At 64.3% G+C, this 26,292-nt stretch carries 25 protein-coding genes and 1 pseudogene; 7 read left to right on the top strand and 19 right to left on the bottom strand.

Translation table 11 applies throughout. The annotated features are described in order from the left end of the window. Positions 1-22: 22 nt before the first annotated feature. The 5 genes from CK228_RS29855 to CK228_RS29835 all read right to left on the bottom strand — a co-directional run bounded on the left by CK228_RS29855 (position 23) and on the right by CK228_RS29835 (position 3,731). A complete protein-coding gene (locus CK228_RS29855) occupies positions 23-820 on the bottom strand; it encodes an RNA methyltransferase (RefSeq protein WP_095790136.1) in 798 nt (265 codons plus the stop codon). A 102-nt stretch (positions 821-922) separates the two neighbouring features. Beyond that, positions 923-1,267, bottom strand: a complete 345-nt coding sequence (locus tag CK228_RS29850) for a metalloregulator ArsR/SmtB family transcription factor (protein ID WP_027047319.1) — start codon at positions 1,265-1,267, stop codon at positions 923-925. Positions 1,268-1,422: 155 nt separating this feature from the next. Beyond that, positions 1,423-2,202 (bottom strand): HugZ family protein, encoded by a 780-nt coding sequence (locus CK228_RS29845; protein ID WP_095790135.1) that lies wholly within the window; start codon positions 2,200-2,202, stop codon positions 1,423-1,425. 113 nt (positions 2,203-2,315) lie between these two features. Further along, entirely contained in the window at positions 2,316-3,077 is a 762-nt protein-coding gene (locus CK228_RS29840) for a 3-hydroxyacyl-CoA dehydrogenase (protein ID WP_095773467.1), read from the bottom strand. A 129-nt stretch (positions 3,078-3,206) separates the two neighbouring features. Then, the gene (locus CK228_RS29835; protein WP_027047317.1) at positions 3,207-3,731 is read right to left on the bottom strand and encodes an N-acetyltransferase; all 525 of its coding nucleotides are present in this window, start codon (positions 3,729-3,731) and stop codon (positions 3,207-3,209) included. Positions 3,732-4,004: 273 nt separating this feature from the next. Here CK228_RS29835 and CK228_RS29830 point away from each other — a divergent pair, with 273 nt between their 5' ends. Beyond that, on the top strand, positions 4,005-4,988 hold the full coding sequence (locus CK228_RS29830; protein WP_095790134.1) for a glutathione S-transferase family protein: 984 nt from the start codon (positions 4,005-4,007) through the stop codon (positions 4,986-4,988). Between the two features lie 16 nt (positions 4,989-5,004). On the opposite strand, the pseudogene CK228_RS36110 reads toward CK228_RS29830, so the two are convergent. Then, a pseudogene (locus CK228_RS36110) lies at positions 5,005-5,222 on the bottom strand (IS5/IS1182 family transposase); the annotation flags it as partial. 25 nt (positions 5,223-5,247) lie between these two features. After that, positions 5,248-5,742, bottom strand: coding sequence for an NUDIX domain-containing protein (locus CK228_RS29820; RefSeq protein WP_095773469.1), 495 nt, complete (start codon positions 5,740-5,742; stop codon positions 5,248-5,250). A gap of 65 nt (positions 5,743-5,807) precedes the next feature. Between CK228_RS29820 and CK228_RS29815 the strand changes: the two genes are divergently transcribed. Beyond that, positions 5,808-6,737, top strand: coding sequence for a metallophosphoesterase (locus CK228_RS29815; protein ID WP_095773703.1), 930 nt, complete (start codon positions 5,808-5,810; stop codon positions 6,735-6,737). On the opposite strand, the gene CK228_RS29810 is transcribed toward CK228_RS29815, so the two are convergent. The 4 genes from CK228_RS29810 to leuA form a co-directional block, all read right to left on the bottom strand. After that, positions 6,721-7,335, bottom strand: a complete 615-nt coding sequence (locus CK228_RS29810; protein ID WP_095790153.1) for a hypothetical protein — start codon at positions 7,333-7,335, stop codon at positions 6,721-6,723. The genes CK228_RS29815 and CK228_RS29810 overlap by 17 nt on opposite strands. Positions 7,336-7,535: 200 nt before the next feature. Next, positions 7,536-8,339: an alpha/beta fold hydrolase gene (locus CK228_RS29805; protein ID WP_095773470.1), complete on the bottom strand. Its 804-nt coding sequence runs from the start codon at positions 8,337-8,339 to the stop codon at positions 7,536-7,538. Positions 8,340-8,546: 207 nt separating this feature from the next. Further along, positions 8,547-10,319, bottom strand: a complete 1,773-nt coding sequence (locus tag CK228_RS29800; RefSeq protein ID WP_095790133.1) for a tetratricopeptide repeat protein — start codon at positions 10,317-10,319, stop codon at positions 8,547-8,549. A 242-nt stretch (positions 10,320-10,561) separates the two neighbouring features. Continuing rightward, positions 10,562-12,307 carry a 2-isopropylmalate synthase gene (gene leuA / locus CK228_RS29795; RefSeq protein ID WP_095773472.1) on the bottom strand — a complete coding sequence of 582 codons (1,746 nt, stop codon included), beginning with the start codon at positions 12,305-12,307 and terminating at the stop codon, positions 10,562-10,564. A gap of 426 nt (positions 12,308-12,733) precedes the next feature. Here leuA and CK228_RS29785 point away from each other — a divergent pair, with 426 nt between their 5' ends. Both CK228_RS29785 and CK228_RS29780 read left to right on the top strand, forming a co-directional pair. Continuing rightward, positions 12,734-13,900, top strand: a complete 1,167-nt coding sequence (locus CK228_RS29785) for an ATP-grasp domain-containing protein (RefSeq protein WP_095773473.1) — start codon at positions 12,734-12,736, stop codon at positions 13,898-13,900. 4 nt (positions 13,901-13,904) lie between these two features. Next, the gene (locus CK228_RS29780; RefSeq protein WP_095773474.1) at positions 13,905-14,681 is read left to right on the top strand and encodes an alpha/beta hydrolase-fold protein; all 777 of its coding nucleotides are present in this window, start codon (positions 13,905-13,907) and stop codon (positions 14,679-14,681) included. Between the two features lie 64 nt (positions 14,682-14,745). On the opposite strand, the gene CK228_RS35510 is transcribed toward CK228_RS29780, so the two are convergent. Then, positions 14,746-14,988, bottom strand: coding sequence for a hypothetical protein (locus tag CK228_RS35510; protein ID WP_179296084.1), 243 nt, complete (start codon positions 14,986-14,988; stop codon positions 14,746-14,748). Between the two features lie 165 nt (positions 14,989-15,153). Here CK228_RS35510 and CK228_RS29770 point away from each other — a divergent pair, with 165 nt between their 5' ends. Further along, entirely contained in the window at positions 15,154-16,227 is a 1,074-nt protein-coding gene (locus tag CK228_RS29770) for a siderophore-interacting protein (protein WP_095790152.1), read from the top strand. Between the two features lie 8 nt (positions 16,228-16,235). Here CK228_RS29770 and CK228_RS29765 read toward each other — a convergent pair whose 3' ends face one another. The 3 genes from CK228_RS29765 to CK228_RS29755 all read right to left on the bottom strand — a co-directional run bounded on the left by CK228_RS29765 (position 16,236) and on the right by CK228_RS29755 (position 21,210). Further along, positions 16,236-17,453, bottom strand: coding sequence for an MFS transporter (locus CK228_RS29765; protein WP_095790131.1), 1,218 nt, complete (start codon positions 17,451-17,453; stop codon positions 16,236-16,238). Then, positions 17,453-19,564 carry a TonB-dependent siderophore receptor gene (locus tag CK228_RS29760; RefSeq protein ID WP_095790130.1) on the bottom strand — a complete coding sequence of 704 codons (2,112 nt, stop codon included), beginning with the start codon at positions 19,562-19,564 and terminating at the stop codon, positions 17,453-17,455. The genes CK228_RS29765 and CK228_RS29760 overlap by 1 nt, the downstream gene beginning before the upstream one ends. 110 nt (positions 19,565-19,674) lie before the next feature. After that, positions 19,675-21,210: an MFS transporter gene (locus CK228_RS29755; protein WP_095773706.1), complete on the bottom strand. Its 1,536-nt coding sequence runs from the start codon at positions 21,208-21,210 to the stop codon at positions 19,675-19,677. 147 nt (positions 21,211-21,357) lie between these two features. Here CK228_RS29755 and CK228_RS29750 point away from each other — a divergent pair, with 147 nt between their 5' ends. Continuing rightward, complete coding sequence (locus CK228_RS29750; protein ID WP_095773478.1) at positions 21,358-22,242, top strand: LysR family transcriptional regulator; 885 nt, start codon at positions 21,358-21,360, stop codon at positions 22,240-22,242. A gap of 25 nt (positions 22,243-22,267) precedes the next feature. Here the strand turns inward: CK228_RS29750 and CK228_RS29745 are convergent, their stop codons facing one another. From CK228_RS29745 to CK228_RS29730, 4 genes are all read right to left on the bottom strand, one after another. Then, entirely contained in the window at positions 22,268-23,365 is a 1,098-nt protein-coding gene (locus tag CK228_RS29745; protein ID WP_095773479.1) for an AbrB family transcriptional regulator, read from the bottom strand. A 67-nt stretch (positions 23,366-23,432) separates the two neighbouring features. After that, the gene (locus tag CK228_RS29740; protein ID WP_095773480.1) at positions 23,433-23,741 is read right to left on the bottom strand and encodes a putative quinol monooxygenase; all 309 of its coding nucleotides are present in this window, start codon (positions 23,739-23,741) and stop codon (positions 23,433-23,435) included. A 63-nt stretch (positions 23,742-23,804) separates the two neighbouring features. Further along, on the bottom strand, positions 23,805-24,587 hold the full coding sequence (locus tag CK228_RS29735; RefSeq protein ID WP_095790129.1) for an SDR family oxidoreductase: 783 nt from the start codon (positions 24,585-24,587) through the stop codon (positions 23,805-23,807). Between the two features lie 61 nt (positions 24,588-24,648). Beyond that, the gene (locus CK228_RS29730; RefSeq protein ID WP_095790128.1) at positions 24,649-25,086 is read right to left on the bottom strand and encodes a DsrE family protein; all 438 of its coding nucleotides are present in this window, start codon (positions 25,084-25,086) and stop codon (positions 24,649-24,651) included. Positions 25,087-25,180: 94 nt separating this feature from the next. Here CK228_RS29730 and CK228_RS29725 point away from each other — a divergent pair, with 94 nt between their 5' ends. Beyond that, positions 25,181-26,284 (top strand): hypothetical protein, encoded by a 1,104-nt coding sequence (locus CK228_RS29725; RefSeq protein WP_095790127.1) that lies wholly within the window; start codon positions 25,181-25,183, stop codon positions 26,282-26,284. The last annotated feature ends 8 nt before the right edge of the window (positions 26,285-26,292 follow it).

Genomic DNA, 26,292 nt, shown 5'->3' with positions numbered 1-26,292 from the left:
GCGCCGCCGTCGCCCATGCTGCTCAACGATGCGAGAAGTGATGCAGCGCGATGGCTGACGCGGCGGCGACGTTCAGGCTGTCGAAGCCTTTCGACATGGTGATCCGCACGGTTTGCAGGCGCGCAAGCAGGCTTTCTGGCAGGCCCTCGCCCTCGGTGCCGAGATAGAGCGCCAGGCGTTCGGCCGGCCTTGCATCGCGTATGTCGGTTCGTCCACGCGGCGATAGGGCGAATTGCGCAAAATCCCGTTCGGCGAGGATCGCCGTAAAGCCTGACGTGTCGGTGAAGGATGCAAACGGGATCTTGAGCGCGGCGCCGACGGAAACGCGGATCGCCTTGCGGTACAGCGGATCGCAGCATGTCGCATCCATCAGCACCGCATCGGCGCCGAAGGCGGCGGCGTTGCGGAAGATCGAGCCCATATTGTCGTGGTTGGCGATGCCGACGAGCACCACCACCAAGGCCTGGTCGGGCAACGCATCCAGCAACGGCCCGGCCGCTTGCGGCGCCTCCTTGCGGCCGATGGCCAGGATGCCGCGATGCATGTGGAAGCCGGCGATCGCATCCATCACCGCGCTGGTGACGACGTAGACCGGCAGGTCCGCCGGCGCCTTGTGCAGGACGTCCTCCAGGCCGCCGAGCCGGTTTTCCAGGACAAGAATGGATTCGGCGCCGAAGCGGCCGGACGACAGAAGCAGATCGAGGACCACTTTGCCTTCGGCGACGAAACGGCCTTGTCGGCCTGCAAGATCGCGTTCGCGGATATCGAGATAGGCGGCGACGCGTGAATCCCGTGGGTTGTCGATGCGAATTGGGTCCATGTCCTGCGCTCAAACATCGAGAGCGTGGTTCGTGCGTTGGAGAGACGCACAAGCCACGCTCCGAAAATCGTCAGCGAGGTAAGCGGCCGCAGCAGCGTCCGGTCAAGTCCCGGCGCGGCGCAATCTCTGTGCCATCTGGGACAGGTCCTCCTTGCCGGTACCGAAAATACCATCCAGCACGACAAGCAGCTCGCGCACCGCGTCGGATTTGCAGGAGTAGTAGATCATCTGACGGTCGCGGCGGGTTTCCACGAGGTCAAGCGCCCGCAGCTTGGCCAGATGCTGCGAGAGCGCGGATTGGCTGAGCATCACCTTGTCGGCGATGGCGCCGACCGACATTTCACCGTCGATCAGATAGCTCATAATCAAGAGCCGCTTTTCGTTGCCCATGAGCATCAAAAATTCGGCAGCAGATTCGGCGTTGGCGATTAGCTTTGTCGAGACCATGAATGCCCCATGCTGTTTGCTCATCAAGGCGCCATGGGGGCAATGGTGCCTGAATCCATAAATTCACTTGCGAAAGGCCACTGACGAGTCAGTGCCACCTGTGAAGGGTAGAACATTTCCTTCAAATCTCAAGTGTTGCTTTTGATCAAATGCAATTAAGTTTCATCATCTGCCCGTCCGGCCGCCTGGCCGCCCCTGGCCATTTCGACCAGAACGGGTCGCAATTCCCTCGTCGCTACCAGAGGTTGTGGGAAGAATACCCGGCAAACATCGTCTCCCGACACCAGATCCATGCCATCGGCGTCCAAACCGGCGATGCCCCAGCCGTCGGCAGATGCCCCTGCGTAATGATGCGCATAAATGGCGACCGCGTCCAGATGGTCCGCGTTCATGTGCTCGATGGCGGATTGTTCGCTTACCGCAAGTTCTTCGACGATGGGGCCGACGGTGACGAGATCGGAGCGATCGAGCAGATAGGCCTTGCCGAAACCGCCATTGAGGCTGGCGCGCTGCGGCTCGAGGCGAAAGATCGAGAAGTCACCGAGCCCGGCATAGAGGCGGGCCTTGGGATTGCGGTTGAGATAGCGGCGCTCGGCGCGGGCGTGTGCGTCAGAGCCACGCTCAAGCCGCGACGCCTGGCAGATCAGCGTCAGGCGCGGATGCGCCAGCGGGTCGCCCTTGCCGGGCTCGCCGAGCAGCAGGGAACAGCGTGGATCGGCAAGCATGGCGGGCGTGTGGGCCGAGAGCATCGAGACCAGGATCAGCGGTGCGCCGTCGATATCGGTGGCGACGCCGACCCGGCTCGCCAGCGGCGACCCGGTCTGCGCCTCCAGCACCGCCAGGGCGCCGAAGCGGGCGCTGCGCAGGAGCGTCTTCGCCAAGCGGATCGCCTCGGCGTCGGTCTGGCGGATCACGTCCTTCTTTCGATCGGCCAAGGGTCTCGTCCTGCTAAGTTGATTTTCCTATTCCACTTATCAGACGATGATGCCGGTCCTGGCAAGCGTTCTATGAAAGTCGGCCAAAACCGCATCGCACTTCTGGACTTATACTACTTCGGCGCCATGCGGATGGCGCCGTCGAGGCGGATGGTTTCGCCGTTCAGCATCTGGTTTTCGATGATGTGCAGGGCAAGTGCGGCATATTCGGACGGTTCGCCGAGGCGGGACGGGAAGGGCACGGCAGCGCCGAGCGAATCCTGCACCTCTTGCGGCATGCCGGCCATCATCGGTGTCTTGAAGATGCCGGGTGCGATGGTGCAGACGCGGATGCCGGAACGGGCAAGGTCGCGCGCCACCGGCAGGGTCATGCCGACCACGCCGCCCTTCGAAGCGGAATAGGCGGCCTGGCCGATCTGGCCGTCATAGGCGGCGACCGAAGCGGTGTTGACGATGACGCCACGTTCGCCGCCCTGCAGCGGCTCGAGCCTGGCAGCGCGGTCGGCGACCAGGCGGATCATGTTGAAGGTGCCGATCAGATTGACCTCGATCACCTTGCGGTATTGATCGAGCGGATGCGGCCCGTCCTTGCCGATCGTCTTCACGCCAATGGCGATGCCGGCGCAATTGACCAGGAGGCGCGGCTCGCCCAGCTTGCTCGCCGTCTCGGCGACGGCGGCGGCGCCGCTGTCGGCGTTGCTGACGTCGCATTGGACGGCAATGCCGCCGATTTCGGCGGCGACCTTGGCGGCGCGATCGATGCCGACATCGAAGATGGCGACGCGGGCACCCTTGGCGGCAAGCGCGCGCGCCGTCGCCTCGCCAAGGCCGGAGCCGCCGCCGGTGACGATCGCGATCTGGCCGTTCGGGTTCATGGCGTCATCCTTTCCCGGAGAAATTCATTATTTCACAAAAGCGCCGAACCGTTTCACATCTTCCTGGAATTGCTCCCAGAAAACAGGGATGGATCAGGCCTGGATCGACGGCCAAGGTCAAGCCATCGCCTAGACGTGCTCGGCGACCCTGGCCTGGCTGGCATGACCGACCTCGCCGGTGAGCCTGGCGACCGCGCCCGGCGTGATCTCGTGCGACAAAAGGCGGTCGAGATCGACAGGGCGCGGCATCGAAATCTGGCCGCGCGGGATACGCTTGAAGCCGAGCGGCCCGTAATAGGGCTCGTCGCCGACCAGTATGACGGCGGGTGCGCCGGCCTTTGCAGCCGCTTCGAGCGCGATCGCCACCAGCCGGCGACCGATGCCGAGATTCTTGAAGGCCGGCCGCACCGCGAGCGGCCCGAGCATCAGCGCGCGGCCGGCACCGGCGGCGATGCGGGTCATGCGCACCGAGGCGACGACGAGATCGCCATCGACCGCCACAAAGGACAGTGCACGCTCGTGGCCGCCGGCTTCGCGGATCTTGTAGGCGGCCAGCACGAAGCGGCCGGGCCCGAAGGCCTCGTCATTGATGGCTTCGATTTCGGGGTCGTGCGCCGGAGTTTCCGGCAGGTATTTCACGTCGGCAAGGCTCATGGTCTTTGCGTTCCGGTAGAGGAGGAAAGGTTGCTGCAAACGGCAGCGTTCGCCAGTCAGCGCTTCATCAAGCGCGGGCGCCCTTTCGTCGTCGGTCAAACCGGATCAAAGCAAAGTCGAACATGCGGAGTGTCCGCTAGCATCAATTTTCGGCCGCCGCAATTGGCCTGATGTGTTCGCCGTCTCCGTCAAGTGACGGTCTGTTCAGCGCCTGACGTCTTCGGCGGGGCAAACTTGCGCCTAGATAATGCGGAAGGATGCAAGGAGATTCGCATGGGATTGCTGGTCGAGGGCAGGTGGCAGGATCGCTGGTACGATACGGCTGACAATGGCGGCAGGTTCGTGCGAACGCAGTCGCAATGGCGTGACTGGATCACCGTCGACGGGGCGCCGGCCGAAGGCCGGAGGCGCGGCTTCAAGGCCGAGCCGGGGCGCTACCATCTCTATGTCTCACTCGCTTGCCCGTGGGCGCATCGGACGCTGATTTTTCGCGCGCTGAAGAGGCTCGAAGGCATCATCTCCGTCTCGGTCGTGCATCATTTCATGGGCGCCAACGGCTGGACATTCCTGGCCGAGGACGGCGCCACGGGTGACACGCTCTACGGTCTCGATTTCCTGCACCAGATCTATGCCAAGGCCGATCCCGCCTATTCCGGCCGGGTGACCGTGCCGGTGCTGTGGGACAAGAAGGAGCAGACCATCGTCTCCAACGAGTCTTCCGAGATCATCCGGATGCTCAATTCGGCGTTCGACGCATGGGGCGATGCAAGCCTCGACTTCTATCCCCAGGACCTGCGCAATGAGATCGACCGCGTCAACGCGCTGGTCTATCCCGCGGTCAACAACGGCGTCTACCGCGCCGGCTTCGCCACCACGCAGCGTGCCTATGAGGAGGCGTTCGGCGAATTGTTCGCGGCGCTGGATACGTTGGAGGAGCGGTTGTCAAAGCAGCTCTATCTCGTCGGCGACCGCATCACCGAGGCCGACTGGCGGCTGTTCACCACGCTGGTGCGCTTCGACCCGGTCTATGTCGGCCATTTCAAATGCAATTTGCGGCGCATCGCCGACTATCCGAACCTGTCGAACTATTTGCGCGATCTCTATCAGGTGCCTGGTGTCGCCGCGACTGTGAACCTGCATCACATCAAGGCGCACTACTACGGCAGCCACGAAACGATCAATCCGACACGAATCGTGCCGGTGGGGCCGGAGCTCGACTATGGCGCGCCGCATGACCGGGCAAGGTTCGCGATCTGAGAGCCCGTGCGAGAATTCATGATGCACGGGCAATGCGTCTGACGAGGGTCATGATGCATGCCGCGCAAAGGAAGACTTTTGCGGACTTGATGTCGCTTGCGGATCTTTCCAGAGCCGCCGCTTTCGGCTGATCCACGCTAAGAAGCGTTCAACAACCCACCGCTTGGGATGAACGGCGAACCCAATCTGATACTTCGGCTTGCGGACAATCTCGACATCGACGAGCGTCGCAGTTTGCGACTTAACGGCTAAGGCAAGCTTACCAATAGGGCGACGCGGGTTCCTCCCCAAAAACTTCGGCGATCCGTCGCAGCGTTGCCGGCGTCGTTCCCTCCGGCAAACCATCGAGCGGGAAGAAGCCGGCCTCGGCGATCTCGTGGTCCGGCAGCTTCGGTATCGTCTGACTGAAATGCTCGATGACGTAAAAGCCGACATGGTCGCGGCGGCTGGAGCGGCAGTTGAAATGCATCGACTTCAGCACCGCCGGCGCGTTCAGCGCGATGTTGCCTTCCTCGGCGAGTTCGCGCACCAGCGCCTCGGCTAGCGTTTCTCCGACCTCGACGCCGCCGCCGGGAAGCTGCCAGCCGGGCACATAGGTATGGCGGATCAGGAAAACGGAATTCGTCGCGGTATCATGGACGAGCCCGCGCACGCCGAGCGTCATTGGCCGCCGCAGCACGAAATATAGATGGAACAGCCTGGCCCGCAAACCCGGCCAGCCGGTCTGTCGGAAGATGTCGTCCGGATTTGCCATCAGGTGCGAAACCGGTAAGAAAACCTTGAGTGGAAAGCGCGGCGCTGGTCGCCTATGAGGGATGGATGTTCAGGCTCGCGCATATTTCCGATGTCCATCTGGGGCCGCTCCCCGATGTATCCTATCGCGATCTCGCCTCCAAGCGCGTGCTCGGCTACGTCAACTGGCAACGCAATCGCCGGCGCCACATGCATGACGCCGTCATCGACGCCATCACCGCCGACATCAAGGCGCAGAACCCCGACCACCTCGCCGTCACCGGCGACCTCGTCAATCTGGCGCTCGACGGCGAGATCGAGATGGCCAAGCACTGGCTGGAGACGTTGGGATCGCCGAACGACGTTTCCGTGGTTCCCGGAAACCACGACGCCTATGTGCCCGGCGCCTTCGACAAGGTCTGCCGCGCATGGGCGGCCTGGATGAGCGGCGACGGCGTCAACACGCCGGTCGACCGCAACGCGTTCCCGTATCTGCGCGTGCGCGGCAATGTCGCGCTGATCGGCGTCTCGACGGCGCGCGCCACGGCACCCTTCATGGCCAACGGCTTTTTCATGGAAGGGCAGGCGGAGCGGCTCGGCAAGATCCTGCGCGATGCGGCCGGGCAAGGCCTGTTTCGCGCGATCATGATCCACCATCCGCCGGTGCGCGGCGCCGTCTCGCAGCACAAGCGGCTGTTCGGCATCGCCCGCTTCCACAAGGTCATTCGCAAGAACGGTGCGGAACTTGTCCTGCACGGTCATTCGCATCTGCCGTCGTTGTTCCAGATCGGGCTGCGCGGCACCAAGGTTCCAGTGGTCGGGGTCGCCGCCGCCGGCCAGGCGCCGGGTGGCAAGCATCCGGCCGCACAGTACAATCTGTTCGATATCGATGGCGAAAAGGGCAATTGGCGCATCCGGCTGACGCGGCGCGGCCTGACCGGGCCGGCGATACCGCCTGCCGATCTGCAGACCTTGGAACTGGGTGTGGAGGCCAGCGCTTCTATGGCCGCAGGCTGAACACCATCGCCACGAGGCGGTCCCAGAACAGGGCGACCGACACCGCCAGGCCGACCAGTGCGCCTGCGGCGACCAGGCCAAGGCCTGACAGGAAGGCCGACCAGCCCTTGCCGCGTTGCGGCGACCGCAGCGGCGGCTCGGCCTCCGCCACCTCGGCGCGCCTCATGCTGGCGACGGCCGGCTCGACCCCGCCCTCCATCATCCTCTGGCGCTCGACGATGCGCTCGGCGACATACCGGGTCACCGAATCGGCAACCCGCTTCATCTCGGTCGATTCGGCAAGCACCACACGGCCGATGCGGGTGTCCTTGAGGAAGCGGTAGGTGCGGCGGTCGCGCCCCATGGCGACATGGCTGACGGCATCGATCCACAGACGCGGCTGCAGCCCTGACGAAACGACGAAGTCGAAATTGTCCATGTCGGCGGGCACATCGGCAAAGACGGGTGCGAGTTCGGCGGCCAGGAGATCAAGGCGCATGCGATGCGCCTCGCGCATGTCGACGACGACATCGTCGCGGTCGGCGAAGGCGTTCTTCACATCACGGACGGCATCGGACAGTTTGCTTGACGGATCGATCTTTTCGCCTGCGTCCTTCATCGGCGTCTGCCTCGCGGGTTTGGTTAACACGGGGTTAACACAGACGCCGGCAAAATGCACTGGCGAGATGAAGCGGACCGACGCGCTGTGGGATGTTGCGCCGAAGCGCGTCGCGTTACGCGACGCGCTTCAGATCTTTGTTTCATGCATGTCGTGCTGCCAAAAGCGAGGTCATTTTTGGGCGACATGCATTAAGCAACTCAACTGGCGGCGGCGGCGAGTTTGGGGCGAACGGGTCTGGCCCGACGGTTCATATTGCGCCGGATGATGCTGGCGATCAGATCGGGCGCTTCCTCGATCAGCATATGGCCGGCCTCCAGCACTTGATGCACATGAAAGCGCGCCGGCAGGTCGTCGGCTTGGGTGAAGGGCAGCACCGCGTCATCACTGCCCCATACCACCATCACCGGCATGGTCAGCCTGTCCAGATGCCCACGCGGGATGACGCCTTGCCGGTCGTCCCTGGTCATGGCGGCGGCGATCGCGACGAGTTTTTCCGATTGTCCGGGTCGCTGGCGCATTTCGCGGAGCGTATCGGCGGTGTGATCAAAAGGCGGCGCCCGTGGACCCGACATGGCGGCAAGGCAGGCGAGGATCTCGGACAGACTCTGTGCGCCGGCATAACGACGCAACAGCGGCCCGTTGATCTCCGGGCCGAAGCCGCCAGGCGCCAGAAGCGTCAGCGAGGCCACCCTCTCCGGCTCGGCCAGAGCCATCAAGGTCGCCACCGCTCCGCCCATCGAATGGCCAACGAGATGGATGCGTTTGGCCCTGCGGGCCGCAAGGTCGGCAAGAACGGCCCTTGCCGCCACCTTTGCAGGCCCGGCATCGGGAAAGTCGAGCGATAGGCCATGTCCCGGCAGGTCATAAGCAAGCGTGCGCGCGGAGGGCGCCAGCGGGACGATCACGTCGCGCCAAACGTCAGCGCAACCGCCGAAACCGTGCAGCAAGACGATGGTCTTGGACCCGGCACCCTTTTCGGCAGCGTGGAGCGATGAGATCATGAAAGCGGACGGTATCAAATTGCGGGAACGCTTGAAATGCGACTGGATTGCTCTTTGTCCAAAGCGATGGCCAGTAAACCTTTCGCGATTTTCGCGAGCGCTGGCATGTCATCCAAGGGTTCGTCCGGCAAAAGCCGGGAAATCAGCCCGATCGGCGCTTCGTCCTGTGGGCGCAAACGCCCAACAATTCCATTGGTCCAAACGAGGTCAGCTGGCGTTGCCGAGCCCGGCGGCGCGCAAGGCGCCGATCAGCCGCTCGGTCAGGTCGGCCGGATATTTTCGGTCAATGAAGGTCGCGCGAGGGTTGGCGGCGAATTTGGGGAATTTGGTGGTGAGTTCATCGAGCAGCTTACGTGCCAGGCTGTCCTGACCGGAGATCCTGGCGCCGATCAGCCGGGCTGCAAGATAGTGTGACTTTGTTGCGGTGGTTCTCAGGGCAGAGCTGGCGATCGCGGCCTTGTTCGTGTCGCCAAGCATGAATTCCCCGGCGAAAAGCCCGAAATCCCACCATGTCGGATGGCCGCTGGAGGCATCCACGGCATGGGCCAGAAGGGGGGTTCCGTCGGCGTAGCGGCCGGCGAAAACCAGCCCATAACCATAGGCGGCCGCCATGGCGACGTCATAGGGGTTGAGGTCATAGGCCTTGCGCATCCAGCGCAGCGCTTCGTCGGCGTTGCCAAGACGCGAATTGATGTAGCCGTAGGAACGATGCGCATAGGGACTGGTCGGACCGATCTGCACGGCGCGATGGGCGAATGTCATCGCCTTCTCGATCGTCGCATCCGGCGGATAGGCGTAGTGGTCGTTCACGGCCTCGAGGTGTAACGAGGCGAGCTCGGAATAAACAAGCGACGATCTTGCGCCGTTCTCGGCAAGGGTTTCGAGGCAGCGATAGGCGGCCTCGTGGGTTCTGGCGTTCTGGTCGAGATAGTATTTCCCATTGAGCAGCAGGCACTGCGTCAGGCCGTTCTGAATGCCGCTCTGCTCGATGTAGTTGTAGATCGTGCCGGACGCGGGCAGCGCCGAACTCAGGATGCCGGCGATACGGTCCTCGACGGTCGATGGCGCGCTGTCGGCGACGGTCAGCTTGCGCGACAAAAGCACACGTCCGGTCGCCACGCTTTGCAGTTCGATGGTGATCTCGCCAGCGCCCGGTCCAGGCAGGACATCGAACATGAAGCTCGTTGCACCGGCGGCCGGATCGGTCTTGTCGACAGTGTCGCGACCGATGAAATCGATCGTATCGAAGCCGCTCAGGCCGGCGCGCAACGACGCGGCGACGCGGGTGGCGTCCGCGCCGCTGCCCTTGACGGCGATGTAGACGAGCGGCAGGGCCTCGCTGACCGGGGACGGCCCGATGCTGCTGGTCAGGCCGGCGCTCTCGAACGTCGCCGGCAGATCGCCGCCGGCGAGCAGCGCGCCGCCGCCCTGACGCAGGATCAGGACGCCGAGCATGGCGATGACCACGGCGATCGCCATCCAGAAGAAGCGGAGGTGGCGCGCCACCGAAGGCGCGGGTGCTGCCGCCGGCGCCAGCAATGCGGCGGGTGCCACGGCCTCCTCGGCAGCACTGGGGTGCTCGGCCGGAGCCGCCGCCGGCGTCTGCTCGGCGGGTTTGGCTGCTTCCGGCAGACGAATGGCGTTGAGCTCATAGGCCGGGACGTAGCCGCCGCGTGGGATGGCGATGCGGACGGGGTCGGCGATGCCTTCGTTGGCGAAATACTGCTGCAGCAATTCGCGCAGCCGGCCTGCCTGCACCCGCACCACGGCATCGGTCGATGGATCGAAATCGCCGTCCTTGCCGAAGACGTCCATGGCGATGGAAAAGCCCTTGAGCCTGTCGGCTTCGCCGGCCTGTTCGCGTTCGACGAGATAACGGATCAGTTTGCGCGCGCGCTCGGACCGTCCGAACGTTTCGCTGGCAAGCAGTCGCTCCAGTGTCTCGCGCACTGCGGGGGCGGCAGGCGTGGCATGCTGCAAGTGTCGATCCTCTCGAAGTCGGCACAGGTTGAGGCGCGATCATATAGGGCTCGCATCACCACACAAGTATACACCCCTTATGCGATCGCGTACCTCACCGGATAATTTTCCGGTGGTTAATGACGCGGCCGATGCCGGCTACAGGATTGGTGGGTCGCCACTGTCAGCCGTTTGAGGCCAAGGCCGAAAAAACGGCTGGCGCGAGAGCGGTTGTGATCTCTCGCGCCAATCGTCGGTAGACGCTACCGCGGCTTGCGGCCGACGATGCGGTTGGCGGCCGACGTCACCGCTTCCAGCGAGGCGGCGACGATGTTGGTGTTGATGCCGGCGCCGAACAGCTTACCGCCGGGATATTCCATTTCGACATAGGAAATGGCGGATGCATTGGAGCCACGCTGCATCGAGTGTTCGGAATAATCGAGCACCGACATCTCGATGCCGACATGGCGCGACAGCGCATCGACGAAGCCGTCGATCGGGCCTGTGCCGGTGCCGGTAATGGTCACTTCCTTGCCCTTGTCGAGGATCACTGCCTCGATCACGCGCCGGCCCTTGACCACTGTATCGGGATAGGTGTGGTGGTCGAGGAATTTCAGGCGCGCGCCCGGCTGGTCGACATAGGTTTCGAGGAAGCGCTCATGGATGCGCTTGGCCGGCACTTCCTTGCCCTCGGCATCGGTGATCGCCTGGATCGCCTGGCTGAATTCGATCTGCAGGTTGCGCGGCAGATTGAGGCCGTAATCGGCCTGCAGCACATAGGCGATGCCGCCCTTGCCGGACTGCGAGTTGATGCGGATGATCGCCTCGTAGCTGCGGCCGACATCGGCCGGGTCGATTGGCAGATAGGGCACCTCCCACAGGCCGGTGTTGGCCTTTTTCAGCGCCTTCATGCCCTTGTTGATGGCGTCCTGGTGCGAGCCGGAAAAGGCGGTGTAGACGAGCTCGCCGACATAGGGGTGACGCTCGGGGATCTTCAACTGGTTCGAGTATTCGTAGACGTCCTTCATGCGGTTGATGTCGGAGCAGTCGATGCCCGGATCGACGCCTTGCGTGTACATGTTGAGCGCCAGCGTGACGATGTCGACATTTCCGGTGCGCTCGCCATTGCCGAACAGCGTGCCTTCGACGCGGTCCGCGCCCGCCATCAAGCCGAGCTCGGTGGTGGCGATGCCGGTGCCGCGGTCATTGTGCGGATGCAGCGAGATGATCAGGTTCTCGCGGTTGTCCAGATTGCGGCACATCCACTCGATGCGGTCGGCATAGATGTTGGGCGTCGACATCTCGACCGTCGACGGCAGGTTGATGATCAGCTTGTTGTCCGATGTCGGCCTGACGATCTCGGTGACGGCGTTACAGATCTCCAGCGCGACTTCGAGCTCGGTGCCGGTAAAGCTTTCCGGCGAGTATTCGAAGCGATAGCCGCCGCCGGCCTTGGCCGCCATGTCGGTGATCATCTTGGCCGCATCGGTAGCGATGCGCTTGATGCCGCCCACATCCTTTTCGAAGACGACGCGGCGCTGCAATTCGCTGGTCGAATTGTAGAAATGCACGATCGGGTTGGTGGCGCCCTTCAGCGCCTCGAAGGTGCGCGTGATCAGCTCGGGCCGGCACTGCACCAGCACCTGCAGCGACACATCGGCGGGCACGTTGCCTTCCTCGATGCACCAGCGGGCAAAGTCGAAGTCGGTCTGCGAGGCCGAGGGGAAGCCGATCTCGATCTCCTTGAAGCCCATGTCGAGCAGCAGGCCGAACATGCGCGCCTTGCGCTCATGGCCCATCGGATCGATCAGCGCCTGGTTGCCGTCGCGCAGGTCGACCGAACACCAGATCGGCGCCTTGTCGATGACCTTCGAGGGCCAGGTGCGGTCGGTGAGGCCAACCGTCGGATAGGGTTGATATTTGCGGGCCGCGTCGGGCATGCCGCGGGCTGGTTCCACATGCTCGCCGGCGACCGCGGCGTCAGGGCGGATTTGTTCTCGTGCGTTCATCGTCTTGTTCTCCCGGCGGCCCTCGGATCCGTCCCGGACGGATGGCTGGCGAGTGGCGCCTCTACCAGATTTTCGTTCGCTTGATGTGACTGCCAATTTTGAGACTGGCCAAGGAGCATGCGCTTGCGCGGCGGTTCGACCGCCGGGCGCTCCTTCAGCGAACCCGGCGATCGCCGATAAGGCCGAGAAGAAGCAGGGTCGAGGCAAGCGCGCGCACGGTCTCGCCGGCAAAGCCGGTCTGACGGGAAGCGATGGTGGCGCGTGTGTTCATGCCGGTTCTCATACAGGAGCGCCCCCGCAGAGGCAAGCGGGGGCTGAATCCGTTGAACATTATCCCAATGCGGGTGCTCTTCCCCAGGCGGCGCAAATGCGCCAGACTTGCGCGCCGGCGGGGCTGCGGTGCGCCGCCGCCATGAGGGGGTGTCCATGAATTTCGTGTTCTTCTCGCCGCATTTTCCAACCAACGGCGCCGATTTCTGCGACCGGCTGAAGAAGGCCGGTGCCACCGTGCTCGGCATTGGCGATGCGCCCTATGACGTGCTGGACGGCAGGCTGAAGGCAGCGCTTTCGGAATATTACCGCGTCGCGGACATGGAGGACTACGATCCGGTGTTCCGGGCGATGGGGCATTTCATCCACAAATGGGGCCGCATCGACCGGTTCGAATCGCTCAACGAACACTGGCTGGAGCTGGAGGCCAACATCCGCACCGACTTCAACATCTACGGCACCAAGCTCGATTTCGTGAAGAACCTGAAGCGCAAGAGCCGCATGCGCGCCTTCTTCCGCAAGAGCGGCGTCGAGACCATCGCGCAGCGCAAATGCTCCGACCGCGCCGGCGCGATGACCTTCATCCGGCGCGTCGGCTACCCGGTGGTGGTGAAGCCCGATAGCGGCTCAGGCGCCTCGAATACCTTCAAGATCTCCAACACAGGGGAGCTCGACCAGTTCTTCCGGGACAAGCCCGAGGACGTGACCTTCGTCATGGAGCAATTCATCGAGGGGCTGGTGGTGACCTATGACGGGCTGGTCAACCGCGACGGCGAGGTGGTGCTGGCGGCCAGCCACCGCTACGACCAGAGCGTCATGGAGGTGGTCAACAAGGACCGCCATATGAGCTACACCTGCTTTCCCCATATCAGGCCAGCGGTCGAGGAGGCCGGCCGCAAGATCCTGAAGGCGTTCGACGTGCGCGAGCGCTTCTTCCACATCGAGCTGTTCGAGACCAGGGACGACCGGATCATCGCGCTGGAGGTCAACATGCGGCCGCCCGGCGCCTGGATGACCGACGCCATCAACTACACGTTCGACATCGACGTCTACGCGGCATGGGCCGACATGGTGGTCAAGGATGCCGCCGGCGGACCCTATGAGGGCAAGTATTTCACCGCCTATGCCAGCCGCAAGCGGCACCTCCACTATTTGCACAGCCACGAGGACGTGCTAGCGGCGCACCGCGACAAGATCGTCCACCATCAGGCCATCGAAGAGGTTTTCAGCCGCGCCATGGGAAATTACGCCTACCAGATGCGCTCGAAGGATCAGGCGGCGCTGCGCGAGGCGGTTGCCTATATCCACGCGGAAAAGGCCTGAGGCGATGGACATCTCCTATCACAAGCATTTCTCCGGCAAGCTCGGCCGCGACATGGAATACAAGCGCTACGGGCATGCCGGTCGGCCCGTGGTGGTGTTCCCGACCTCGCAGGGGCGGTTCTACCAGTTCGAGGATTCCGGTGGCGTCGGCGCATTGGCCGAGTTCATCGACACCGGCCGTATCCAGCTGTTCACGGTCGACGGCATCGATTCGGAATCCTTCTTCGACAAGCATGCCGACGCCGCGCATCGCATCGGCCGCCACGAGGCCTATTTCCGCTATGTGCGCGAGGAGGCGCTGCCGGAAATCCTCTCCACCGCATCGGCCGCCAATGGCGGGCGCAGGCTGAAGCCCTTGTTTTCAGGCTGTTCGATGGGCGGCTACCATTCGTCGAACTTCGTCTTCCGCTTTCCGGAACTGGCAAGCGGCGTCATTTCGCTGTCGGGGGTCTATTCGGCCCGCGATTTCTTCGGCAAGGCGCTGGAGGGCGACATCTTCTACAACTCGCCGCTCGATTACCTGCCCGGCATCGTCGATCCGAAGCTTTTGGCCCGGCTGAAGGCGCTGCGGCTGATCTTTTGCTGCGGGCAGGGCGCCTGGGAAGAACGCATGCTGGTCGAGACGCGCCAGCTGGAACAGATCCTGCGCGACAAATCCATTCCCGCCTGGGTCGACTATTGGGGCGGCGACGTCAGCCATGACTGGCCGTGGTGGCACAAGCAACTGGTCTATTTCTTCGGCCGCTGGCTGGATGATGATCTGATGCACAGGTTGGACTGATGAGCACGCGCGACGCGATCCGCCGCCTTGTCCAAGCCACCAATGCCGGCGATACCGAAGCCTTCTAGCCGCATCTAGCGACGATGCTTTCCTGAGCGACTGGGGTCGCGATTTCCGTGGCCGCAACGGGATCGCTCGGTGGAACCTGTCGGACAATATCGGCGTCCAGTCCAACCTTCGCATCGTACGCGTCGCGCAACGCGACGGCGTCTATCATGCCCGCGTCGCCGTGACGGGCAACGGCTTCAAACAGCGAGGGCGACATGCCCTTGACGCTGGACGGCGATCGGATCGCAAGCCTGGCCATCAGCTGAAGACCGGATGCGTCAAGGCGCCTTCCCGCGGTTTCGTCCAAAAATATGACTGTAATAATCATGTTTTAGTGGCAATGCCGCCGGCGCTGTGGCATGCCGACGCTTGTCGACACCGAGCTTCAGCCGGTGTCGCCGCACTGGGTATGGAAAGGCCGACGATGAAGCCCTTGAGCGCGCAAACTCGTATCCAAAGCGAAGGCATCTGCGCGGTGATGGACAGGCTGTGCGCTGAGCATAGCGACTATGAGATCGACACCGGCGTTGTCGGCCAATGGGAATTGCGCACGCATTACGGCTCGTTGAATGCCTCGTTCGAGGACGGTGGCGTGCTGATCCGCGTCGCGGCGGAGGACGAGACCTGCCTCTCCTACATGAAGATGATCTTTGCTGGCCACATCGCCGCGCATCTGCGCACGACCGAAGGGTTGCGCTGGCATGGCGACGGCGCGGATGCCGGCACGCCGGTGTTCTTCCGCGAGATTTCGGTCCTGTCCTCGACGCGATTGTCGCCGCATATGCAGCGCCTGCGTTTCTCAGGCCGCGACCTCGACCGCTTCAGCCATGGCGGATTTCATGTCCGGCTTCTGCTGCCGCCGACCGGACGGCAAGCGGTCTGGCCGACCATGGGTGCCGACGGCCTGATCGTCTGGCCGTCCGGCGAGGATGCGCTGACCGTGCGGGTCTACACGATTCGCGCGCTGGACGTGGCCGAGGGCTGGCTCGACATCGACTTCGTGCTGCATCCTGGTGCCGAGACGCCGGCCGCGGCCTTCGCGCTGGATGCGCGGAGCGGCGACGTCATCGGCATGATCGGCCCCGGCGGCGGCGGCTTGCCCGAGGCATCGAACCTGCTTCTGCTGGGCGACGATACCGCGCTTCCGGCGATCGGCCGGATGCTGGAAGAGCTTGCGCCGTCCGCTCGCGCCGAAGCCATCATCGAGGTCGATGGTCCGCGAGACCGGATGGCGCTGGCGGCGGGCAACAACATCGCCGTCCGCTGGCTTTACCGGCATGGCCGCGAAGCGGGCGGCGCCGGCCTGCTGCCCGCGGCGCTGCGTGAGCGCGGTCCCGCGGCCGACGATCTCTATGTCTGGGCCGGGTGCGAGTTCGCGGACTTCCGCGAAATCCGCAGCATCGTGCGCAAAGGATGGGGCCTGCCGCGCGACCGGCACCTGGTCACCGCCTATTGGCGCCGAGACGCGCAAGGCGAGGACGGGGCCGGCGAGGAATAGCGCTGTCTTCAGTCGCGGTCGCTGACCATGGCGATCGCCGGCGCCGCCAGCAGCGCGACCACGCCGGCGCCGCCGAACAGCGCGCCATAGCCGAGATGTTGCGCCACATAGCCGGCCAGGACGCCGCCCGCCATGCTGACCAATGCGTCCATGCATTGGAAAAGCGTGAAATCGACGCCCGCCTGCCTCGGGTCCGACCAGCGCATGAACTGCGCATAAAGCGCCACGAAGCCGAGCGCCATGATGCCCGAGGAACTCAGCATCGCTATCGCCATCAGCGGACCCGCCGGGAAAGTGCCCGAAAGCGCGAAGGCCGAGAGGGTGAATAGCGATCCGGCCTGCAGGACGAGCGCCAGGACAAGCACACTGCGCGTGCCCAGCCATCGCACGAGAGCACCGCCGGCAAGCGCGGCCGCGACGCCGAGGATCATGCTGCCGGCGCCGTTGACCAGCCCGATGGTGGCAAGGCTGAGCCCGGCATCGATCAGAAGCGGACCGAGCATGGCCAGCGCCGCCTTCTGCGCCAGAACGTAGATCGCCGATGCCGCAAGGCCGCGGCGTATCTGCGGGCGCCGCAACGCCGCGGCGAGCGCAGGAACGTGTTCGCGCATTTCCTCGCGCGATCGGCTGGCGATGCCGAGCAGGAAGGGAAGGCCGAGCAACACCAGCAGCGAGGCCATGGCCGAAACCGCCGCGCGCCAGCCATGGATTTCGACCAGATAGAGGAAAAGGCCGGCGCCGATCGCCGAGCCGAGATAAGCACCGCCGACCTGGGCGGCATTGCCCCAGCCGAGATTTTCCCCGGCAAGGTTCTGCACCGCAAAACCGTCGCAGGCGATGTCGACGGTAGAGGCCGCAAAGGCAACGACTGTCAGGCAGGCAATCACGGGCCAGAAGGCGGTGGGGCCGAGCTGGGCAACGGCCAGCAATCCGGCGATGGAAACCAGGCCGCCGACAAGGACGATCGCGCCCGTGCGGTTTTCGCCGGTCGGCGGAAGGCGGTGGCGCTCCACCGCCGGTGACCACAGGAACTTCAGCGCCCATGGCAGGGCGATCAGGGTGAGCAGGCCGATGCGGTCGAGCGGCAGGCCCTGGTCGCGCATCACGGCCGGCAGGCCGGTCCAGGTGATGCCGCCGATCACGCTCTGCGCGACATAGAGGCCGCCGATCGCCGCGACGACGGCGGCCGGCGACGACGCGGCCTGGTTTGGGACCGAGACCGACATCAGAAGCGATAGCGCAGGCTGCCGAACAGCGAGCGGCCTTCGTCGCGGTAGCAATAGCCGGCCGAGCAAATCGTCTGCTGGTTGTCGAACAGGTTCTTGGCGTTGATCTGCAGCTTGACCCCTTCGAGCTTCGGACTGCGGTAGCCGAAGTCGTAGGACAGCGAGGTGTCGACGAAGGCGCGCGCGTCGTTCTCGAAAGTGTTGGCGTCGTCGCCGTAGCTCGCGCCGGCGAAGCGTACGCCGGCGCCGAGCCCGAGCCCTTCCAGCGTGCCGTTCTCGAATTGATAATGGCCCCAGAGCGACAGGATGTGGTTCGGCGTCGCCGACAATTCCTTGCCGTCGGTGCCCTCGGCGCCGCGTTCGATCTTCACGCGCAGATAGGTGTAGGAGGCGATGACGCTGAAACCGTTGTCCAACGAGGCATTGGCTTCCAGCTCGACGCCGCGCGAGTTCAGGTCGAGCTGGCGCTGCTTGTTGATGCCGGTCGAGGCGTCGAAGACGACGCCGTCCTTCTGGTCGATGTCGAACAGCGCGGCGCTGATCGTCGCGTTATGGTCGGGGATCTCGTATTTGACGCCGATCTCCTTCTGCGTGGCAATGGTCGGGCGGGCGACGCGGCCGACAGAACTCGAGACGTCGTCATAGACAAGGCCGATGTTCGGCGAGAAGGAGGTCGAATAGTTGACATAGGGAATGATGCCCCATTCGGTCTGGTAAGACAGGCCGACGCGGCCGGAGAAGGCGCTGTCCTTCTGTTTCGACTGGCTGAAATCGGCCGCCGTTGAGGTGGTGTCGACCCAGTCGTAACGACCGCTGGTGAACAGGGTGAGATCGTTCCACTCCATCTGGTCGTGCAGGTAGACGCCGAGCTGGTTCATCTCCTGCCCGCCGGAATGCGGGACGGGGGCGGCCTCGATGTCGTCGACCGAGACGTAGGAAAGCCCGCTGCCGGCGTCATAGTCCGACCAGGCATAGTCGATGCCGGCAATCGCGGTGTGCCTGACCGGGCCGGTATCGAATTCGAGTTGCGCCATGTTGTCGACGACGAAGTTCTTCATCGCCTCGGTGTAGTGGCCCCAATAGCGCTGCAGCGGCTGGTCGGCGCCGACCGAATAGTGGCCGCTGTATTCGATGTCTGAATCGACGGCGTTGTAGCGCAGGTTCTGGCGCACCGTCAGCCAGTCGTTGAAGCGATGCTCGAACTCGTAGCCGATGCGCCCCTGGTCCTGGGTGAAGTCGTTCCAGGCCGCGTCGCCCTCATAGACATTCGACAGGACGCCATAGGCCGAATTGTAGAAGGCCGCGGTGCCGCCGGTGACGGACTTGGAATATTCGCCGAGGATGGTGAGTTTGGTGTCCTCGTCCGGCTTGAAGGTGACGGCCGGCGCCAGATAGAGCTTGTCGTCGGGATAGTCGGGCAGGCCGGTCTCGCTCAGGCGGCCAAGGCTGGTGAAGCGGTAGAGGATGCTGCCGTCGTCGTTGACCGGGCCGGAGGCGTCGAGTGCCGCCTGGAAGCGGTTGTGTTCGCCGGCCAGCAACTCGATCTCGTGGAACGGCCCGTCCTTGGGCCGCTTGGTGACGACATTGACGATGCCACCCGGACCACTGACGCCGTAAAGCGAGGAGGCCGGACCCTTGAGGACGGTGACGCCCTCGATGCCATAGGGCTCGGTCTTGAACCAGGCGGAGGGGCCGTTGTACTGGCGCAGCCCGTCGCGGAACATGCCGTTGTAGAAGGCCTGGAAGCCGCGCAGGAAGAAGGCGTCGTAGCGCGTATCGAAACCGAAGCTGTTGGGGTTGGCGCTGGCCGTGTAGCCCAGCGCGTCGTTCAGCGTGCGCGGCTTCTGGTCCTCGATCTGTTTTTGCGTGACGACCGAGACCGCCTGCGGGATCCTGGCAATCGGGGTGTCGGTCTTGGTGCCGATGCGGTCCTTCTTGGCGACGTAGCCGTCCTGTTTCAGGATCTCATTGCTCTCGGCTGTCACCTCGATCCGGTCGAGAATGGTGGCGTCGCCGCCATCCTGGGCAATTGCCGGCCAAGCATGGCAGAGGATGGCGCTGCCCGCCAGCAATGATAATCCCCGGCGCCATGTCCTCGACTGCTTCGACATTAACCCGTCTCCAACTCTCATGTTTTGGTTGCGCTTCCGCGCTCTCAAATATGAGTATAAAAGTCAAGTATTTTTTGACGCCTTGCCGGACTTGATGGCGTCACGTGGCGTCAGCCTTCCTGGCAGGCCGGGACAGGAGCGGCGTCTTGTTCCGGCGCCGAACCGCGACGTAGACCGAGGAAGACGACGATGGCGGTAAGCACGGTGATTGTCGCCAGCACGACCAGCAGCCGGTCGAAGGCCGTTTCGTAAGCATGGACCAAGGCACTGGCGTCGGCCATTGGCAGACGCTGCGCTGTTTCGCCGATGTTGCCGGTTGCCAGCAGTTGCGCTGCCGCGGCCGCTTCGGCGGGCGAGGCCAGCCCTTGAACCCCGAGTTGCGTGGCGGTGAAACCAGACAGCGTCGCCATGACGATCGCCACCGCCACGCCCTCGCAAGCGACGCGGGTGGTGTTGAAGATGCCGACCGCCATGCCGGCGCGCTCCCTGGGCACGACGCTGACGGCAAGCCCGTCCATCAACCCCCAGGGCAAGGCGATGCCGACGCCGATCAGCACCAGCGGCGCCACCAGTGCGACGGCGACCGGCGGTGTCAGGCTCAGCCAGACGAGGCCGGCGGCGGCGATGAGCAGGCCCGCGCCGCAGATCGTGGCCGGCGCGACCCAGCGCGCCAGCTGGCCGGCAAGCAAGGGCAGGATCAGCAGCGGCCCCGACAGGCAGATCATCAACTGCCCGGCCTGGATCTCGTTCATCCCTTCGATGCCGATGAAGCGGATCGGCAAAAGCACCAGCAGGACGACGAAGCCATAGGCGGGCGCCGCCGCCAGGAACTGGACGCCGACGAAGCGGGGAAAGCGAAACAGCGTGAGGTCGAGCATCGGCCTGCGCACGCGCCGCTCGACGATAACGAACGCGGCGAAGAACAGGGCGGCCGCCGCAAGCAGGGCGATGACGATGGGGTCGGCCCAACCGCTCTGCGGCGCCTGCAGGACGCCATAGGTCAGCAAAGCCAGTGCGATCGTGAAAGTGCCGGCTCCCGCCAAGTCGAGGCCGGTCGCATCCGGGTCGCGCGATTCCCGGATGGTGCGCAGGCCCAGCAGCGCCGAGGCGATCGCCAGCACTGCCACCAGAACAAAGATCGACCGCCAGCCGAGTGCGGAGATGAGCAGGCCGGAGGCGATCGGACCGAAGGCGAGGCCGATGCCGAAACTGGTGCCGAGGAACGAGAAAGCGCGGAGCCGCAGCGGCCCTTCGAACTCCTGCGCAAGTGCGGAGGCGCCGCCGGCGAAGGCCAGGGCACTGCCGATGCCTTGCGCTGCCCTGAACATGTCGAACCAAACGATGCCGGGCGCCAGCATCGCACCGAGCGACGCCAGGACATAGAGGCAGAGGCCGGCGAGGAAGATGCGCTTGCGGCCGTGGTTGTCGGCCAGCGCTCCAGCCGCCATCAGGCTGGCGCCGAAGGTCAGCATGAAGGCGTTCGTCACCCAGTTGAGCGCGATCGGGCTGCCGCCGAGATCGGCCGCGATGCGGGAGAGCGCGACGGCCGGGCCGGTGAAGGTCAAGGGCATGGTCATCGCGGCAAGGCATACCGACAAGAGCACGAGCCATCGCTCGGCCGGGCCGGTTGTGGTCTTCGAGGTCATGGATTTTCCTATCTGAAGCAGCATCCGCCGGCATGGGCGTGGGTCGCAGCGCCGGTCGCAACGATAAGATAGGTCGGCGGCCTTTCCGGAAAAATGGTATTATATCTCCTGACATACCGGACTGAAGCGCTCGAATGGAAGACTACGATGGATCGTCTCAGTGGCCTCCTGGCGTTCGCCCGCACCGCCGAGCTTGGCAGTTTCATCGCCGCCGGCCGGGCGCTCGGCATTTCGGCCTCCGCCGTCGGCAAGAGCGTCGCAAGGCTCGAGCAGGAGCTCGGCGTGCGGCTCCTGCAGCGCAGCACGCGGCGCGTCGGCCTGACGGAAGAGGGCAGGCTGTTCAACGAGCGGGTGCGGCGCATCCTCGACGATATCGACGATGCCGAGGCGATGCTGTCGCGGACACGGGAAACGCCGCACGGACGGCTGCGCGTCTCGACGCCAATCGTCACCTACCATCTGCTTTTGCCGGTGCTGTCGGAGTTCATGGCCCGCTATCCCGAGATCGAACTCGACATCGATTTCAACGACCGCATTGTCGACGTCATCGAGGAAGGCATCGACGTCGCGATCCGCAGCGGCGAGCTGCCCGATTCACGATTGGTGTCGAGACCCGTCGCACCCTTTCGCATGCTTTTGTGCGCGGCGCCCGCCTATCTCGACCGCCACGGCAAGCCCGGGGAGCCGGCGGATCTCATCCGGCATTTCGGCATCAACTTCCGCTTTCTCAACAGCGGCAGGCTGCTGGAGTGGCCATTCATGACCGGAAGCGCCGAACCGCAGATCCGCTCGAAGCTGACCTGCAACAATATGGAGGCCTTGAAGGGTGCCACGATCGCCGGGCTCGGCATCGCCTGCATGCCCGATTTCCTGGTCCGCGAGGCGTTGCTGGACGGAAGGCTGCGCACCGTGCTGGACGATCATATCGACGGCCGTGGTCAGTTCCGGATGCTGTGGCCCTCCAATCGCCATCTGTCGCCAAAGGTGCGCGTCTTCGTCGATTTCCTTCCCGAGCGGCTTGCGGCGCGATAGGGAGCCGGCGGTGAAGAGTGGCCTGTCAGTCCCTGATGCTTCTGGCAACCAGCCGGGCGACGCTCGGGCCGACGAGCAGCACGATCAGGAAGCGCGCCGATTGCAGCGCCATGACGAAAGAGATGTCGACGTGCTGCGCCGCGGCGGCGATGATGGCCACGCTGTCCATGCCGCCGGGGCTGGTCGCCAGATAGGCGGTGAGCGGATCGATGCCAAGGAGATGGCTGATCAGGAAGGCGAGCCCGCCGCAAAAGGCGATCAGCGCTACGATCGAGGCGATGATCTGCGGCAGCGCACGCGTCGCATGGCGCAGGATCGGCCTGGTGAAGTTCAGTCCGATCGACCAGCCGACCATGGCGTAGCTGATTGCCAGCAGCCAGGGCGGCAGCTGCATCTCGACATCAAGGCCGAGATGGACGACGGCGCCGAAGATGAAGGTGCCGAGGAAGAAGGGCGAGGGCAGCCGGCACAGCTTTCCCGCCAGGCCGCCGACCAGCGCGATGCCTGACGTGGCGGCGAAGGCTTGGACATCGATCGGCGGAAACCAGATGATTGGCGGGATTTCGATGCCCGATGTGTCGACCCACATTTTGGCGACGATTGCCGCCGTCATCGAAACGAAGATGACGCGCAGATACTGCATGAAGGCGACAAGGCGCTGGTCGGCGCCAAAAGCGCCGGCCATCAGCACCATGGCGGTAGCCGCACCCGGCGAGGAGCCCCAGACGGCGGTGGTGCCAGGCAGGATGCGCCAGCGGCTGATCAGCCAGCCAAGCAGGCTGGAGGCCGCGACTGTCGCAATCACTACGCCCAGGAACAGCGGCCACTCGGCATGGAAGACGGGAAAGATGGCGGCCGAGATCGACGCGGCGACGAGACAGCCGACAATGGCCTGGGCGGAGCCGAACAGCAGGCGCGGCACCCGCACCGTGGCGCCATTGGTGCCGGCGACGATGGCTGCCAGCATCGGCCCGATCAGCAACGCCGCCGGCAGGGCGGCGAATTCGAGCGCGCCTGCAAACAGGGCCGAGATGGTGAGCAGGACCATCCATTGCCAGGGCTTGCCCATCCGCGCCATGCGCTCGGTGGCGGGCTGGTCGCGAGGCTGCACCGAGGAATCCATGTGTCGGTCTTAGACCCGAAGCACGGCGATGCGAACCCCGCCGTGCTGAAAAAGCTGCCCGAAGGCCTCAGCCTGTCTTGCCGTCAGGCAACCCGAAGCCGCCAACGGGATTGGTCTCCACCTGGAACTCGAAGCCGGCGATGAAGGGTCGCGCCTTGGCGATTGCCGCCTGGACTTCCGGAAGCTGCAGCGAGGCCTTATGACTTGCCTGGTCGGTCCACACTTCGGTCACCCAGATCGCGTCGGCATCGGCCGGGTCGGTGGCGACGATATAGCTCAGGCAGCCCGGCAGGGCGCCGGTGCTGGCGCGCAGCACGTCCATGACCGCGTCGCGCTGGCCGCGCGCCGCCCGCATCTTGCCGATCAGTCCGTACATTCAGCTGTCTCCCTTCAAAATTTTCGACAAGAGTACGCGGACCGTCAGTATGCAGATAGCCGGTCACGGCATCAACTGGCCGCCATTCACCTCGATCACCTGGCCGGTGATGTAGCCGCTCAGCAGGTCCGAGGAGAGGAACAGATAGGCGCCGACGCAGTCTTCCGCCGTGCCGGCGCGGCCCTGCGGAATGGTGGCCACCATGCCCTTGATCTGCTCTTCGGTCGAATAGCGCTCATGGAAGGGTGTCAGGATCGTGCCGGGCGCCACGGCGTTGACGCGGATGCCGAAGCCGATCAGCTCCTTGGCCATGCCGCGCGTCACATTGGAAACGAAGGCCTTGGCCGAGCCGTAGAGGCCGGCGCCGCCGCCGGCACCATTGCGCGCGGCGATCGACGAGGTGTTGACGATGAAGCCGCCCTGCTTCTTCAGCCACGGCATCGCCTTGCGCGAAGCGGTCAGCACCGAACGCGCATTGAGGTCCATCACTGCGTCGTAATGCGCTTCGGTCTGGTCGGCGTAGGGTACGCGGCCGAGCATGCCGCCGGCATTGTTGACCAGCCCGTCGAGGCGGCCGAAATGCTGGGCGCTGTCCTCGACGACGCGCTCGACGTCGGCGGGGACGGAAAAATCGCCCTGGACGAGGAACACCTCGCCGCCGCTGTCGGCAATGGTCTTGGCGAGTTTCTCGGCGGCCTGGCGGCTCGAATTGTAATGCAGCGCCACCCTGGATTTCTGCGCGGCGTAGGCCAGCGCGAGTGCCGCGCCGATGCCGGTCGAGGCGCCGGTCACCAGCACCGCCTTGCCGGCGAGATCGGGAATGCTGAGCGTGTTGGTGGCTGGCACTGTTGTTCCTCCGGGATGTCTGCCGCCCTTCGTAGGCCTTTGCCACCCCGGTGTTCAAGCCTCAGGGGCGTAGATAGGCATAGCCCTGGCTTTGCAGTTCCGCGAGCTTGACGACGCCGCCCTTGTCGGCGGCATGAAAACCATCGAGCAGGTCGGCGAGCGAAATATCCATGCCCCGCATGGTGTTGCCGCAGGCTTGCGGCTCGAGGCCCTGCTGCACCAGGCCGGCGAAGCGGCCGGAGATAGCAGCCGATATGCCCTTCGACTTGAAGCTCGCCAGGGCCGGGCCATGCACGACCAGCGCGATGTCGACATTGCCGCCGGTGCCCTCATAGTGGTTCTTGATGTTGCCGAGCACGAAGTTGACCTTGTCCACATCGCTCAGGTGATAGGCGACCTTCAGCCTGGCGGGCTCCGTGGCCGCGGCCTGCGCGGCCCGCAGGCCGAGAAACGTTGCGGTCCCGGCAAGAACCGCGCGGAACATGTCGCGTCGGCGCATGGCATCCTCCTCAGATCCTACCGCGATTTGCGTGGCTGCGGCCGCAATACTAGCATAAATTGACGCTGCGTCTGTCGATGCGAGGAGAGGTCACATGACGTTCAGGGCAGGGGTATGGAAGACAGTCGCGGGCGCCGGATTTGGCGTCGTGCTGCTTGGCTTGCTGACGAGCACGGCCGTCGCCGCCGACGCACTCAAGCTTAAGGAACTCAGCCCGAACGGGGCGGACGTCTGTTTCGGCCGGGTCTATGACGCGGCCCATCTCAAGGCGCATCCGAAGCAGAAGGTGGCGCGGATCTTCTTCTACTATGGCCATGACCCGGTCAGCCGGCCGAACGAAGAGCCCACGGCAAATGCCGACACGTCCTACAATGGCTTTCTCACCACGACGGTGCGTGGCGCCAAGACGCCGCAATGGGCCGGCGGCTGGTGCAATCATGAATCCGAGGATGGCACATCAGGGCCGATCCGTTGCGGCATGGACTGCGACCGCACCATGGCCTCGCTGAAGGTCGATGACAAAGGCCGCCTGATTGTCACCGATGTCTCGGCCGACCTCTATCTCGATGCCGGATCAGAAGAGGAACTCGGCAAGGCCGAATATGACAGGCAGGCGCTGGGCTCAGAGGATGACAATTTCCGCCTCGACCCGATGCCGGCCGCGACCTGCAAGGCCGAGTTCGCGCGCATCGACCCGATCGATCCGGCGCTCGGCCCGCCGCTGCGCGAGCGGCTGAAGCCTGACCAGGCCTTCTGCTACGGCCGCGACTATGACGCGGCGCATCTGGCTTCGCATCCCGACCAACTGACGCAGTCGATCCGGGTTTTCCGCGGGCCGGTGGAACTGGCGTCCTTCGCTTCGGGCGGCGACATCGCCAACTGGCCTGACGGCGCCGACATCGCCGTCTCGGTCACGGCGCGGCTGAAGTCCGGCAAGATCACGCAGACTTATTCCTGCCAGGGCGAGGCCGATCAGTGGCGCTGCGCGGCAAGCTCGAAGATGAGCGATTTTTCCTGCGACATCGCGCAGAAGGAAATCTTCCTCAAGCGCGGCGCCAACGGCACGATGATGCTCGCCAACCCCAACAGCAGCCTGACGATCGTCGATCTCTGCTCGAAGGCAGCCGACGGCAAGACGAAGTCGGACGACAAGGTCTATCGGCTGGAGCCAATGCCGCAATCGGCCTGCGCACCATAAGCTGAAGG

It is taken from the genome of Mesorhizobium sp. WSM4312, from assembly GCF_002294875.1.
Taxonomy (GTDB): Bacteria; Pseudomonadota; Alphaproteobacteria; order Rhizobiales; family Rhizobiaceae; genus Mesorhizobium.
Note: the sequence above shows the minus strand (reverse complement) of the source record. Positions and strands in the feature narration are given on the sequence as shown.

What these genes read in the sequence shown, in the direction of transcription:
- CK228_RS29855 (WP_095790136.1), bottom strand. Translation starts at nt 820, where the DNA reads ATGGACCCAATTCGCATCGACAACCCACGGGATTCACGCGTCGCCGCC.
- CK228_RS29850 (WP_027047319.1), bottom strand. Translation starts at nt 1,267, where the DNA reads ATGGTCTCGACAAAGCTAATCGCCAACGCCGAATCTGCTGCCGAATTT.
- CK228_RS29840 (WP_095773467.1), bottom strand. Translation starts at nt 3,077, where the DNA reads ATGAACCCGAACGGCCAGATCGCGATCGTCACCGGCGGCGGCTCCGGC.
- CK228_RS29835 (WP_027047317.1), bottom strand. Translation starts at nt 3,731, where the DNA reads ATGAGCCTTGCCGACGTGAAATACCTGCCGGAAACTCCGGCGCACGAC.
- CK228_RS29830 (WP_095790134.1), top strand. Translation starts at nt 4,005, where the DNA reads ATGGGATTGCTGGTCGAGGGCAGGTGGCAGGATCGCTGGTACGATACG.
- CK228_RS29820 (WP_095773469.1), bottom strand. Translation starts at nt 5,742, where the DNA reads ATGGCAAATCCGGACGACATCTTCCGACAGACCGGCTGGCCGGGTTTG.
- CK228_RS29815 (WP_095773703.1), top strand. Translation starts at nt 5,808, where the DNA reads ATGTTCAGGCTCGCGCATATTTCCGATGTCCATCTGGGGCCGCTCCCC.
- CK228_RS29810 (WP_095790153.1), bottom strand. Translation starts at nt 7,335, where the DNA reads ATGAAGGACGCAGGCGAAAAGATCGATCCGTCAAGCAAACTGTCCGAT.
- CK228_RS29805 (WP_095773470.1), bottom strand. Translation starts at nt 8,339, where the DNA reads ATGATCTCATCGCTCCACGCTGCCGAAAAGGGTGCCGGGTCCAAGACC.
- leuA (WP_095773472.1), bottom strand. Translation starts at nt 12,307, where the DNA reads ATGAACGCACGAGAACAAATCCGCCCTGACGCCGCGGTCGCCGGCGAG.
- CK228_RS29785 (WP_095773473.1), top strand. Translation starts at nt 12,734, where the DNA reads ATGAATTTCGTGTTCTTCTCGCCGCATTTTCCAACCAACGGCGCCGAT.
- CK228_RS29780 (WP_095773474.1), top strand. Translation starts at nt 13,905, where the DNA reads ATGGACATCTCCTATCACAAGCATTTCTCCGGCAAGCTCGGCCGCGAC.
- CK228_RS35510 (WP_179296084.1), bottom strand. Translation starts at nt 14,988, where the DNA reads ATGGCCAGGCTTGCGATCCGATCGCCGTCCAGCGTCAAGGGCATGTCG.
- CK228_RS29770 (WP_095790152.1), top strand. Translation starts at nt 15,154, where the DNA reads ATGAAGCCCTTGAGCGCGCAAACTCGTATCCAAAGCGAAGGCATCTGC.
- CK228_RS29765 (WP_095790131.1), bottom strand. Translation starts at nt 17,453, where the DNA reads ATGTCGGTCTCGGTCCCAAACCAGGCCGCGTCGTCGCCGGCCGCCGTC.
- CK228_RS29760 (WP_095790130.1), bottom strand. Translation starts at nt 19,564, where the DNA reads ATGTCGAAGCAGTCGAGGACATGGCGCCGGGGATTATCATTGCTGGCG.
- CK228_RS29755 (WP_095773706.1), bottom strand. Translation starts at nt 21,210, where the DNA reads ATGACCTCGAAGACCACAACCGGCCCGGCCGAGCGATGGCTCGTGCTC.
- CK228_RS29750 (WP_095773478.1), top strand. Translation starts at nt 21,358, where the DNA reads ATGGATCGTCTCAGTGGCCTCCTGGCGTTCGCCCGCACCGCCGAGCTT.
- CK228_RS29745 (WP_095773479.1), bottom strand. Translation starts at nt 23,365, where the DNA reads ATGGATTCCTCGGTGCAGCCTCGCGACCAGCCCGCCACCGAGCGCATG.
- CK228_RS29740 (WP_095773480.1), bottom strand. Translation starts at nt 23,741, where the DNA reads ATGTACGGACTGATCGGCAAGATGCGGGCGGCGCGCGGCCAGCGCGAC.
- CK228_RS29730 (WP_095790128.1), bottom strand. Translation starts at nt 25,086, where the DNA reads ATGCGCCGACGCGACATGTTCCGCGCGGTTCTTGCCGGGACCGCAACG.
- CK228_RS29725 (WP_095790127.1), top strand. Translation starts at nt 25,181, where the DNA reads ATGACGTTCAGGGCAGGGGTATGGAAGACAGTCGCGGGCGCCGGATTT.